Here is a 12,836-nt window from a genome sequence, read left to right as displayed (position 1 = left end):
CGGATCAGCTTTCCAGCCAGACGTCCCGGGCCCAGTGCCAGACGGATTCCCAGGTTTCTTCGGCAATCAGCTCTTCTTCGGCCTGCCACAGCACCACGGTCCCGTCTTCTTCGACGCAGTAATAGTCGTCGCCGTCCTGGCAGATCGGGATCAGGCTACGGTCGACACCGGCATCCCAGGCATTGGCGGCCACATCTGGCAGATAGGTATGGGACTGCGGATCGGTGACGGTCACCGGTTCCAGGCTGCCGTAGACAACATCGCTGACCGTCAGCAAAAATTCTCTGAATACGAAGGGAATATCGATGAACAGCTGCTCTTCGATCTCCACCAGCAAGTCATCGTCAGGCAGCTCCAGTGGAACCGGCACGGGTTCGTTGGCTTCACGCAATTGTTCGATGATTTCTTCCACGTCCGGGATCCTCTTTCTCGATGGCGCGGTTTATATGGAGCGGTTTATACAGTAGCCCGCTATAGATGCAACCGCGAAATAGAAAACCCCGGCCTGAGCCGGGGTTCTTTTATTTCAACATGCAAAACGCGCAGAGGTTCAACCGTTCTGGCGGATACCGGCCACCAGCCAAGGCTGGTCATCGCCCAGGGCACGTTCCATGTTCCAGCTTTCGCTGAACGCTTCGCCCTTGTCGAAGCGCGAGTCCTTCGACACACCGCTGAAGGTCAGGGTGGCGATGGTCTTGTCGGCGCGATCATCAACACCGTCCAGCTGTACTTGCAGATTGTCGATGTAGGTCGACTGGAAGCCATCGCCCAGTTCGGTCCGCTCGCGCTTGAGGAATTCCAGCAGTTGCGGGGTCACGAACTCAGAGATCTTGTCCATTTCGTTCGCATCCCAATGTTGCTGCAGGGACATGAAATGGTTGCGCGCAGCTTCGATGAAGCGCTCTTCGTTGAACCAGGCTGGCGCGTTGATCACCGGACGAGCAGCCACGGGTGCTGCCGAACCACCGAAGATCGAACCACTGGCCGGTTGCTGGTTGAACACCTCACGTTGCATCGGCGCATGACCGGCCGGAGCCAGTTGCTCCTGCTGCTTGCGACGACGGGCCGCAATGAAGCGGAAGACCAGGAAGGCGATGACCGCCATGATCAGGATGTCGAAGATCTGCATGCCCTGGAAGCCGTCGCCCATGAACATGGAGGCGAGCAGGCCACCGGCGGCGATGCCGGCCAGGGGGCCGAGCCAGCGCGAAGCACCGCTGGCCTTGGTGGCGGCGCCAGCCGCACCGGCCGCGCCCGCAGTAGCTGCGGTAGAGCCGGCCGCAGAGGACGGCGCCATCTGGCTGGTCTGGTGGGTCGGGGCAGCGCCCGAGCTTTTACCACCGCCAAAGCGCTTGGCGGCATTGGCGTCGATGGCCATCGTCAGGCCGATGCACAACGCCATGGCGATGCTAAGAAAACGTTTCATATAAGGGCATTCCCATTTGTGGATAGCACGCGCGCCATGTTGCACAGGTGAACTGTTGCTGGCTAGCGGCAGAGTGTTTCGGGCTTTTGCGTGACAGGTGAGGTTCAGCTTCAGTCGCGCAAGAGGGTCTGTTCGCTTTGGGCTGTAGGAAAAGGAAATAAGTTCGGTCGGAAGCTAATGTGGGATGGGGAGAGATACCTGTGTGAGCAAGGCTTGCCTGCGATAGCGATCGGTCTGACGCATCTGTTCGAATGTGCCACCGCCTCGCGGGCAAGCCTTGCTCCCACAGCAAGGTGCTTCTTACGAAATCTCTAGATCGCTTCCAACTTGGCATACCCCAGCATCAGCCACTTGCTGCCTTCGCTGAAGTTCACCTGAACCCGGGCCTGGGCGCCGGCGCCTTCGAAGTTGAGGATCACGCCATCGCCGAACACCGAATGACGCACGGTCTGGCCGAGACTGAAGCCGGTTTCCGGGATGTCGCTGCCGCCAAAAAGACTGCTGGTGCTTTGCTGCTGGCCGCCGCCGAACGGACGGCTGACGCTGTTGGACAGCCGCACCTCCTGAATCAGGCCTTTGGGCACTTCACGTACGAAGCGCGACACCTTGTTGTAGGTTTCGCTGCCGTACAGGCGCCGGGTCTCGGCGTACGTCAGCACCAGGTTCTGCATGGCGCGGGTGATGCCAACGTAGGCCAGGCGCCGCTCTTCTTCCAGGCGTCCCGGCTCTTCCAGGCTCATCTTGTGCGGGAACAGGCCCTCTTCCATTCCCACCAGGAAAACGTAGGGGAATTCCAGGCCCTTGGCACTGTGCAGGGTCATCAACTGGATGCTGTCTTCATGCTCGTCGGCCTGGGTGTCGCCGGCCTCCAGAGAAGCGTGGCCCAGGAAGGCAGACAGTGGCGATAGCTCCTCGTCCTCCTCGGTGTTCTCGAAGTTTCGGGCGGCGCTGACCAGTTCCTCGAGGTTTTCCACCCGGGCCTGGCCTTTCTCGCCCTTTTCCGCTTCGTGGTAGGCGATCAGGCCGGACTGCTCGATAACGGTCTGGGTCATCAAATGCAGCGGCATGTCCGTGCACTTGGTGGCCAGATCTTCGATCAGGTCCATGAACGCCTTCAGCGCACCGGCGGCGCGGCCGGTCATGCCTTTGTTGGTAACCAGCTGGCGCATGGCTTCCCACATGGACACATGGCTGTGGCGCGCGTGGTCGCGAATCGCTTCGACGGTTTTCTCGCCAATGCCCCGGGTCGGGACGTTGATCACCCGCTCCAGGGCCGCGTCATTGCCGCGTCCTTCGAGCAGGCGCAGATAGGCCATGGCGTTCTTGATTTCGGCGCGCTCGAAGAAGCGCTGGCCGCCATAGATGCGGTACGGGATACGTTCGCGCAACAGGGCTTCTTCCAATACCCGGGACTGGGCGTTGGAGCGATACAGGATGGCGATGTCGCTGCGGGCCAGGCCGGTTTTCAGCGCGCTCTCGATGGTTTCCACCACGTAGCGGGCTTCATCGTGTTCGTTGAAGGCGGCATAGAGGTTGATCGCTTCGCCTTCGCCGCCGTCGGTCCACAGCTCTTTACCCAGGCGCCCGGTATTGTTGGCGATCAGGGCGTTGGCGGCCTTGAGGATGCCGGCGGTGGAGCGGTAGTTCTGTTCCAGGCGGATCACTTGGGCGTCAGGAAAGTCCGCCGAGTATTGATGAATATTCTCGATTTTGGCGCCGCGCCAGCCGTAGATCGACTGATCGTCATCACCCACCACCATCAGGCTGTCGCCGCCCTTGGCCAGCAGGCGCAACCACGCGTACTGCACGGCGTTGGTGTCCTGGAACTCGTCCACCAGCACATGCCGGAAGCGCTTCTGATAGTGCGCCAGCAGGCCTGGATGATCGCGCCACAGGTCCAGTGCGCGCAGAAGCAGTTCGGAGAAGTCGATCACACCAGCGCGCTGGCACGCCGCCTCGTAGGCTTCATAGATGCTGCGCATGGTCGCCAGGAACAGATCGCCGCTGGCCTGGATGTGTTGCGGGCGCAGGCCTTCGTCTTTCTGGCCGTTGATGAACCACTGGGCCTGACGAGCCGGCCAGCGCTGTTCATCCAGGCCCAGCTCACGGATCACCCGCTTGACCAGCCGCTGCTGGTCGTCGCTGTCGAGAATCTGGAACGTCTGGCTCAGGCCGGCTTCCTGCCAATGCGCCCGCAACAAGCGGTGCGCCAGGCCGTGGAAGGTGCCGACCCACATGCCGGCCGGGTTGATGCCCATCAGTTGCTCGATGCGATGGCGCATCTCGGCAGCGGCCTTGTTGGTGAACGTCACCGACAGGATCGAATGGGGCGAGGCGTTCTCGACCTGGATCAACCAGGCGATACGGTGCACCAGCACCCGGGTTTTACCGGAGCCGGCACCGGCCAGGACTAACTGACGACCTACGGAGGCCGCTACGGCCTGGCGTTGGGCATCGTTGAGGGAGTTCAGCAGAAGGGAGAGATCATCGCGCATCGGGGCATTCTAGGGTGCGGCGGCAGCCCGGGCAAACCGAGCTTTGCGCCAGCCGATAAAAGACCGGTCGGTGATGACCGGTTGGTCATGGGCCACAAGCATTGGCGGGACTCGCTTGAAGGGCCCGCGACCCAATGAAATAGCGACTTTTTCAGCATTTTTATGAGCTTGGACAGTGTGGGATGGCCGCTGCCTTGTGTATGCTCGCTGAATGTTTCGGGTTCTCCATGCTCCGCTGAATAAGAACAAGAACAAGTGCCTATGACCCTAAATTCCGATCTGGCGGGCCCCTGTGTGGAACCACGGATCATCTGCAAGCAGTACGCCACGGAAATGGCGGTCGAACGCACAAGGCTGTTGTATCAGGGTTCGCTGCTGCCCACGCTGTTCATGCTGGTCAACGGTCTGGTTTGCGCCGCGTTGATGTGGGGGCCTTCGCGTCATTTTCAGGTCAGCGTCTGGCTGGTCTGGTTGCTCTCGCTGGTAGCGCTGCGGGTCATTCAGGTGGCGGCCTTCGATTCGGCGATACCCAGCCGCCAAGCACACCCGGTCTGGTTGCGAATGTTTTTGCTCGGCTCGGCAATGACCGGGCTGACATTGGCCGGAGCGGGTATTGCACTGGTACCGGCCGACAGCTTCCAGCAACAAGCCTGGGTATTCGGCCTGATAGGCGCAGCTACCCTGTCGGCCAGCGTTGCCTATGCCGTGAGCCTTCCGGCATTTTTGTCCTTTACCTTGCCGTGCCTATTGCCGGCCATCGGCTATCTATTTTGGGGCGGTGATGAACAGCAGCGCGGATGGGGCTGGCTCGGGCTGGTCGTGCTGGTCTCGCTCAGCGTGGTCGCCTGGCAGGTCAACCGGTTGATACAAAGTGGCATGCTGCGAAGGTTCCAGAATCAGGCGCTGATCGAGCATTTGCAGCAGGCGCAAGCCCGTAGCGCACAGCTCAACGAGGCGCTTGGACGGGAAGTCGAACAACGCCGTTGCGCCGAGGAAAAACTGCGGTCGGCTCAGGTAGGACTGGAGGCGCGCGTGGTACAGCGCAGTCTCGAGCTGGAGGCGACCAGCCAGGCCCTGAGCAAGAGCGAAGCGCGTCTTGACCTGGCGCTCAAAGCCAGTGAGTTGGGGCTGTGGGACTGGAACCTGCAAACCGACGAAGTCCATCACACCCAGCTCAAGGAGCTGTTCGGTCTGGAGCCCGAGTACATCACAGCGATGCTCAGCCACCTGACCCCGCGCCTGCATCCTCAAGACGTGCCTGCCCTCAAACGCGCCCTCATTGAGCACCTCAAAGGCCGTAGCGAGGACTACCAGATCGAATACCGCGTACGTCACGGCGACGGCCATTGGGTCTGGATCGAAGACCGCGGTCGGGCCGTGGAGCGCAGCCCGAGTGGCCGAGTGCTGCGCATGGTCGGCACCCGGCGAGACATCAGCACCCGTAAAGAGCTCGAGCAACAGCGCCAGTTGGCGGCCACGGTTTTCGAGGCCGCCAGCGAAGGCATTGTGATTTTTGACCCGCATTACGCGCTGCTGGCCGCCAACCAGGCCTTCACGCGGGTCACAGGTTTTAATATCGATGACATGCTCGGGCGCAATGTGGTCGATCTGCCATGCAGTCGTGATGCCCGTCGGCACTACCCGGTCATTCGCCAGGCGCTCAAGCAGCACGGCACCTGGCAAGGTGAGCTGGTGGAGGCCCGGGCCAATGGCGAACTGTATCCGCAGTGGCTGCAACTGAACGTGGTGCGCGATGCTCGGGGAAATGTCAGCCATATCGTGGGCTTCTTCGCCGATCTTTCAGCCAGGCGTGAGTCCGAAGAGCGAATGCGCTACCTGACCCATTACGACGAACTCACTGGGCTGGCGAACCGCTCGCTGTTTCGCGAGCGCCTGCACGAAGCCCACCAACGGGTGCGCCAGGGCGGACGACGCAGCCTGGCATTGCTGCATATCGACCTGGACCGTTTCAAGCTCCTCAACGATAGCCTCGGCCATGATGTTGCTGACCAGCTGTTGCAGAAGATGGCCCGCCGCCTGATCAATGCATTGCCCGAAGCGGACACCATCGCCCGCTTATCCGGCGATGAGTTCGGGGTGCTGTTCGATGCCTACGGCAACCTTTCCAGCCTGGCGCGGGTGGCGACTCGCCTGTCCGCCAAGCTGCGTCTGCCGCTGACCATCGAGGGCCATGAACTGGTGGTCAGTGCCTCGATCGGCATCAGCATGTTGCCCGACAACGCGCGGGAGATTTCCACGCTGGTCAGTCAGGCGAACATGGCCATGCAACATGCCAAGCATTTGGGCGGCAACAATTTCCAGTTCTATACCGACAGCCTTCAGGCCAGCACGCTGGAGCGGCTGCAACTGGAGAACCAGCTGCGTAAAGCCCTGGAAGAGCAGCAGTTGAAGGTTTTTTATCAACCCAAATTGTGCCTGGCGACAGGCCGCCTGAACGCCGCCGAGGCATTGGTGCGCTGGGATCATCCGCTCATGGGCCGAGTCCCGCCGGGAGACTTCATCAGCCTGGCCGAAGAGACCGGGCTGATCGGGCCGATCGGCGAGTTCGTGTTGCGCCAGGCCTGTTGGCAGGCGTGCCAATGGCAGCGTGAGGGCCTGGCGCCGATCAGGGTGTCGGTCAACCTGTCGGTGCATCAGTTGCGCCAGGGCAAGCTGGTCAGCCTGGTTCGGCAAGTGCTGGAGGAAACCGGTCTGGCGCCGCAATACCTGGAACTGGAGCTGACTGAAAGCCAATTGCTCGACAGCGTTGAGCACATCATCGCGACGTTCCAGCAACTGCGCGACCTCGGCGTCAAGCTGGCGATCGATGACTTTGGTACCGGCTATTCGTCTCTGAGTTATCTCAAACGCATCCCTGTGGATTACGTGAAAATCGATCAGGCGTTCATTCGTGGGCTGACGGAGGGTAGCGAAGACGCGGCCATTACCCGGGCAATCATTGCAATGGCCCATGGGTTGTCGCTCAAAGTGGTGGCCGAAGGCGTCGAGCGGCCAGAGCAACTCGAATTTCTGAAAGCCGAACAGTGTGATGAGGTTCAGGGCTATCTCATCAGCCGGCCGGTTGAAGCCCAAGGGCTGGCCGCGCTGTTATGGGCCAACCGGGATGATTGCTAGCCCGCCGCTGCTACATGGCGCGCATGCGGCATGAAACCGGGAGATTGAGTTACGGATTGGGCGGGCAAAAAGCCGATTCTTGTAGTATAACTACAAGCTTGCTACATCCCGGCTTCTGCCAATAACAAGAGTCCAGTCCCTTGAACCTGTTGCAACACATCGCCCAGTCACGCCATCTGCTGCGCAAGTCGGAGCTGAAAGTCGCCGATCACGTATTGCTTGATCCTGCGGCCGTGATGCACAGCTCCATGGCTGATCTTGCCCATAGCGTCGGCATCAGCGAACCGACCATTGTGCGTTTCTGCCGAGCCATCGGTTGTTCGGGTTTTCAGGACCTGAAACTCAAGCTGGCGCAAAGCCTGGCCGCGGGTGCGAGCTTCGGCCAGTTTGCGATCCATGAGGACGACTCGGTCGCGGACTACAGCCTGAAAATCTTCGACACGACCCTGCATACGCTGATGGAGGTTCGCGAGAAGCTTGACCCGGTGGCGTTGCAAAAAGCCGTCACGGCCATGTCCCAGGCCCAGCGTGTCGAGTTTTATGGTTTCGGTGCTTCGGGTGCGGTGGCGGCCGATGCCCAGCACAAGTTCTTCCGGCTACTGCTGACGGCAGCGGCTTATTCCGACCCGCACATGCAGGCGATGTCGGCGGTCACGTTGAAACCCACCGATGTGGCGATCTGCATTTCCCAGTCGGGGCGCTCCAAAGACTTGTTGATCACTGCCAACCTGGTGCGCGAAAGCGGCGCCTCGCTGATCACTTTGTGCCCGAGCCAGACGCCACTGGCCGAGCTCTCGACGGTGAACCTGGCCATCGACGTGCATGAAGACACCGAGATCTACACGCCGTTGACCTCGCGCATTGCCCACCTGGTGGTGATCGACGTATTGGCGATGGGTGTCGCCATGGCGCGCGGCCCGAGCCTGGTCAACCATCTCAAGAGCGTGAAGCGCAGCCTTCGCAGCCTGCGGCTGTCGCCCAAGTCGGTGAAGGCGCTGGATGACTAATTGGGTCTCTCCGATTCTTTGTCGAGGAGGCTTTTGTGGCGAGGGGATTTATCCCCGCTGGGGCGCGCAGCGGCCCCGTTTTTTGCGGTTGCTGCGCAACCGATCGGGGATAAATCCCCTCGCCACAAAACGGCATTTGCCCGAATTCATCGTTCTGTAACGCTCGCGCCGCCAAACCGTCATCCCGCGCCTTCATCGTAAAGCTCCCGTATACGTCTTGGGAGTCTCGACATGACCCAGTCCTACGAAGAACGCAGCGCCGTCAAAACCCGTCGTCAGCAGGAAGACCAGCGCCGCATGGCGTTCCGTCGTGCCATCGAAGACCGCTGTGAGCAGCGCCAGCTGCTGGCCGAAATCAGCGAGTTTCCGGACGCTGTAGAATTCAACTATTGGCAGGCAACACCGGCGGTTTCCCGTCGAAACGACCAACCAGGCCAATGATCTGGGCGCGCTCGCCGCGAACGAACGCCAGGAAGGCGTGAGCCACCGGTGACAGGCGCTTAGCCCTGGCCTGCACCAGGCACCAGCTGCGGTAAAGCGGCAATTCCTCCACCGGCAACTCGATGAGTGCGCCGGACACCAGCTCCCGGCTTACGGCGTGGCGCGTCAGCAGCGCCACGCCCAGCCCCGCCAGTACGCATTCGCGTTGGGCCTCCGCCGACGCCACTTCCAGTGTCTGGGTGAAATGCACCCGTTTCTCCTTGAAATATTCCTCGCAGGCCAACCGCGTGCCTGACCCCGGCTCGCGCAACAACAGCGTGTAAGGCTCAAGGTCTTGCAGGCGCAACGGGCCCATGTGGCACAGCGGATGGTCGGGGGGCGCCACAGCGACGATTGGGTTGTTGAGAAATGGCAGGAATTCCAGGCCCATGTCCTGAGGCACCATGGACATGATCACCAGATCGTCCCGGTTGTCCGAGAGCCTGCGGATCACTTGGCCGCGGTTGACCACCGTGAGGTTGAGGTTGACCTCCGGGTGCTGGCGCTTGAAAGCGGCGAACAGGTGCGGCACGAAGTACTTGGCACTGGATTCCACCGCCAGCTTCAGTTGGCCTTGCAGCGAGCCCTGCATGTCCGACAGCTGCATGTCGAGGTTTTCCAGGCGCCCGAAGATGTCCCGGCTGGCGCGTTGAAGGGCTTCGGCGGCTTCGGTCATGTAGAGTTTTTTGCCAACGTACTCGAACAGCGGCTGGCCGATCAGCTCCTCAAGTGATCGAATCTGTAGGCTAACGGCCGGTTGTGTGAGAGACATTTCGTCGGCTGCGCGGCTGTAGGACCTCAGGTCGCACACCTCGTTGAAAATCTGCAGTTGACGCAATGTCATACGCATCAATGACTTACGCATTTTCTATAGGCTCTGCGCCGGGGCGGATGAATCAACTATAAGTCTTTGCTTATGCACGACCCAATAAATATTCATTTTTGTTAATCAACAGCCAGGACTAGTGTGGTGCTGCGACCGATTGTTACATCTGGTCACGCGTCGACCTGAAGCTCCAGGTCGTGGTACCACCGGCTCAAGGGAACCTCCAATTGATAACAAAGATCCTGATCGCCAACCGTGGTGAGATTGCCGTCCGCATCGTGCGCGCTTGCGCCGAGATGGGCATTCGCTCGGTCGCGGTCTATTCCGACGCGGACCGCCATGCGTTGCATGTCAAACGTGCGGACGAGGCCCACAGCATCGGCGCCGATCCGCTGGCCGGCTATCTCAACCCGCGCAAACTGGTGAACCTGGCCGTGGAAACCGGTTGCGATGCGTTGCACCCCGGTTACGGCTTTCTCTCGGAAAACGCCGAGCTGGCGGACATCTGCGCCGAGCGCGGGATCAAATTCATCGGCCCGTCGGCTGAAGTCATTCGCCGCATGGGCGACAAGACCGAAGCGCGTCGCAGCATGATCAAGGCCGGCGTACCGGTCACGCCGGGCACCGAAGGCAACGTAGCGGGCATCGAAGAGGCCCTGACCGAAGGCGACCGCATTGGTTACCCGGTAATGCTCAAGGCTACGTCCGGCGGTGGCGGTCGGGGTATCCGTCGCTGCAACAGCCGCGAAGAACTCGAACAGGCTTTCCCTCGGGTCATTTCCGAAGCGACCAAGGCCTTCGGTTCGGCGGAAGTGTTCCTGGAAAAATGCATCGTTAATCCCAAGCACATCGAAGCGCAGATCCTGGGTGACAGCTTTGGCAACGTGGTGCATCTGTTCGAGCGTGATTGCTCGATCCAGCGCCGCAACCAGAAACTGATCGAGATCGCCCCCAGCCCGCAACTGACGCCTGAGCAGCGCGCCTACATTGGTGACCTGTCGGTGCGCGCCGCCAAGGCCGTGGGCTACGAAAATGCCGGCACCGTGGAGTTCCTGCTCGCCGAGGGCGAGGTGTACTTCATGGAGATGAACACCCGGGTGCAGGTGGAACACACCATCACCGAAGAAATCACCGGCATCGACATTGTTCGCGAACAGATCCGCATCGCCTCCGGGCTTCCGTTGTCGGTCAAGCAGGAAGACATTCATCACCGTGGCTTCGCGCTGCAGTTCCGGATCAACGCCGAAGACCCGAAAAACAACTTCCTGCCCAGTTTCGGCAAGATCACCCGCTACTACGCCCCCGGCGGCCCGGGCGTGCGCACCGATACAGCGATCTATACCGGCTACACCATTCCGCCTTTCTACGATTCGATGTGCCTGAAGCTGGTGGTCTGGGCGCTGACCTGGGAAGAAGCCATGGACCGTGGCCTGCGGGCCTTGGACGACATGCGCCTGCAGGGGGTCAAGACCACCGCGGCGTATTACCAGGAAATCCTGCGCAATCCGGAATTCCGTAGTGGCCAGTTCAATACCAGCTTCGTTGAAAGCCATCCTGAGCTGACCAACTACTCGATCAAGCGCAAACCCGAAGAGCTGGCCTTGGCCATCGCCGCCGCCATTGCCGCCCACGCAGGCCTGTAAGGAAGTATGACCATGTCCAAGAAGATCTTTGTTACCGACACAATCCTGCGCGACGCCCACCAATCGCTGCTTGCTACGCGCATGCGCACCGAAGACATGCTGCCGATCTGCGACAAGCTCGACAAAGTCGGCTATTGGTCGCTGGAAGTCTGGGGCGGCGCAACATTCGACGCTTGCGTGCGTTTCCTGAAGGAAGACCCGTGGGAGCGCTTGCGCCAACTGCGCGCGGCGCTGCCCAACACTCGTTTGCAAATGCTGTTGCGCGGCCAGAATTTGCTGGGCTATCGCCATTACAGCGATGACGTGGTCAAGGCGTTCGTCGCCAAGGCTGCGGTCAACGGCATCGATGTGTTCCGTATTTTCGATGCGATGAACGACGTGCGTAACCTGCGGGTCGCCATCGAGGCGGTGAAGGCCTCTGGCAAGCACGCCCAGGGCACCATCGCCTATACCACTAGCCCGGTGCACACCATTGAGGCGTTCGTCGCCCAGGCCAAGCAAATGGAAGCCATGGGTTGCGACTCGGTGGCGATCAAGGACATGGCCGGTTTGCTGACCCCGTACGCCACTGGTGAGCTGGTGAAGGCATTGAAGACCGAGCAGTCGTTGCCGGTATTCATCCATTCCCATGACACCGCTGGCCTGGCCGCGATGTGCCAGCTCAAGGCGATCGAAAACGGCGCCGATCACATCGACACCGCGATCTCCAGCTTCGCCTGGGGCACCAGCCATCCAGGCACCGAGTCGATGGTCGCGGCCCTTAAGGGCAGCGAGTTCGACACCGGCCTGAACCTGGAATTGCTGCAGGAAATCGGCCTGTATTTCTATGCGGTGCGCAAAAAATACCACCAGTTCGAAAGCGAGTTCACGGCGGTGGACACCCGCGTCCAAGTCAATCAGGTACCGGGCGGGATGATTTCCAACCTGGCCAACCAGCTCAAAGAGCAGGGCGCGTTGAACCGCATGAACGAGGTGCTGGCAGAGATCCCGCGAGTGCGCGAAGACCTTGGCTTCCCGCCCCTGGTGACCCCGACCTCGCAGATCGTCGGCACCCAGGCGTTTTTCAACGTGCTGGCCGGTGAGCGCTACAAGACCATCACCAACGAAGTGAAGCTCTATTTGCAGGGTGGCTACGGCAAGGCTCCGGGTTCGGTGAATGAGAAGCTGCGCCGCCAGGCCATCGGCAGCGAAGACGTGATCGATGTGCGTCCGGCCGACCTGCTCAAGCCGGAAATGACCAAGCTGCGTGGCGAAATCGGCGCACTGGCCAAATCCGAAGAAGACGTACTGACTTACGCCATGTTCCCGGACATCGGGCGCAAGTTCCTCGAAGAACGCGAAGCCGGCACCCTGACCCCGGAAGTGCTGTTGCCAATTCCTGAGGCCGGCAGTGTGAGCTCGGCGGGCGGGGAAGGCGTGCCGACCGAGTTCGTCATCGACGTTCACGGCGAAACCTACCGCGTCGACATCACCGGAGTGGGCGTCAAGGCTGAAGGCAAGCGTCACTTCTACCTGTCCATCGACGGCATGCCCGAAGAGGTCGTGTTCGAGCCGCTCAATGAGTTTGTCAGCGGCGGCAGCAGCAAGCGCAAACAAGCCACTGCGCCGGGCCATGTCAGCACCACCATGCCAGGCAACATCGTCGATGTGCTGGTCAAGGAGGGCGATGTGGTGAAGGCCGGCCAAGCGGTGCTGATCACCGAAGCCATGAAAATGGAGACCGAAGTACAGGCGGCCATCGCCGGCAAGGTCTCCGCCATTCATGTCGCCAAGGGCGACCGAGTCAATCCGGGCGAGATCCTGATCGAGATCGAAGGCTGAGCT

At 60.7% G+C, this 12,836-nt stretch carries 9 protein-coding genes; 5 read left to right on the top strand and 4 right to left on the bottom strand.

Translation table 11 applies throughout. The annotated features are described in order from the left end of the window. Window positions 1–4 precede the first annotated feature (4 nt). The 3 genes from BM132_RS18955 to uvrD form a co-directional block, all read right to left on the bottom strand. Complete coding sequence (locus BM132_RS18955) at window positions 5–412, bottom strand: SMI1/KNR4 family protein (protein ID WP_092457776.1); 408 nt, start codon at window positions 410–412, stop codon at window positions 5–7. Window positions 413–550: 138 nt separating this feature from the next. Next, entirely contained in the window at window positions 551–1,426 is an 876-nt protein-coding gene (locus BM132_RS18950; RefSeq protein ID WP_092457773.1) for a Tim44 domain-containing protein, read from the bottom strand. A gap of 311 nt (window positions 1,427–1,737) precedes the next feature. Next, complete coding sequence (uvrD, locus tag BM132_RS18945; protein WP_092399529.1) at window positions 1,738–3,921, bottom strand: DNA helicase II; 2,184 nt, start codon at window positions 3,919–3,921, stop codon at window positions 1,738–1,740. Between the two features lie 261 nt (window positions 3,922–4,182). On the opposite strand from uvrD, the gene BM132_RS18940 reads away from it, so the two are divergent. From BM132_RS18940 to BM132_RS18930, 3 genes are all read left to right on the top strand, one after another. Then, window positions 4,183–7,056: a putative bifunctional diguanylate cyclase/phosphodiesterase gene (locus BM132_RS18940; protein ID WP_092457770.1), complete on the top strand. Its 2,874-nt coding sequence runs from the start codon at window positions 4,183–4,185 to the stop codon at window positions 7,054–7,056. Between the two features lie 140 nt (window positions 7,057–7,196). Continuing rightward, a complete protein-coding gene (hexR, locus tag BM132_RS18935) occupies window positions 7,197–8,063 on the top strand; it encodes a transcriptional regulator HexR (protein WP_003187110.1) in 867 nt (288 codons plus the stop codon). A 231-nt stretch (window positions 8,064–8,294) separates the two neighbouring features. Next, a complete protein-coding gene (locus BM132_RS18930) occupies window positions 8,295–8,504 on the top strand; it encodes a PA3496 family putative envelope integrity protein (RefSeq protein ID WP_092457767.1) in 210 nt (69 codons plus the stop codon). On the opposite strand, the gene BM132_RS18925 is transcribed toward BM132_RS18930, so the two are convergent. Beyond that, window positions 8,446–9,408, bottom strand: coding sequence for a LysR family transcriptional regulator (locus BM132_RS18925; RefSeq protein ID WP_092399523.1), 963 nt, complete (start codon window positions 9,406–9,408; stop codon window positions 8,446–8,448). The genes BM132_RS18930 and BM132_RS18925 overlap by 59 nt on opposite strands. 188 nt (window positions 9,409–9,596) lie before the next feature. On the opposite strand from BM132_RS18925, the gene BM132_RS18920 reads away from it, so the two are divergent. Together BM132_RS18920 and oadA are read left to right on the top strand one after the other, a co-directional pair. Then, window positions 9,597–11,012 (top strand): acetyl-CoA carboxylase biotin carboxylase subunit, encoded by a 1,416-nt coding sequence (locus BM132_RS18920; protein ID WP_092399521.1) that lies wholly within the window; start codon window positions 9,597–9,599, stop codon window positions 11,010–11,012. 12 nt (window positions 11,013–11,024) lie between these two features. After that, complete coding sequence (gene oadA / locus BM132_RS18915) at window positions 11,025–12,833, top strand: sodium-extruding oxaloacetate decarboxylase subunit alpha (protein WP_092399519.1); 1,809 nt, start codon at window positions 11,025–11,027, stop codon at window positions 12,831–12,833. Window positions 12,834–12,836 lie beyond the last annotated feature (3 nt).

The organism is Pseudomonas sp. NFACC45 (assembly GCF_900113505.1).
Lineage (GTDB): Bacteria > Pseudomonadota > Gammaproteobacteria > Pseudomonadales > Pseudomonadaceae > Aquipseudomonas > Aquipseudomonas tehranensis.
The sequence above is the reverse complement of the archived record's forward strand: the minus strand, read 5'-3'. Positions and strand labels throughout refer to the sequence as shown.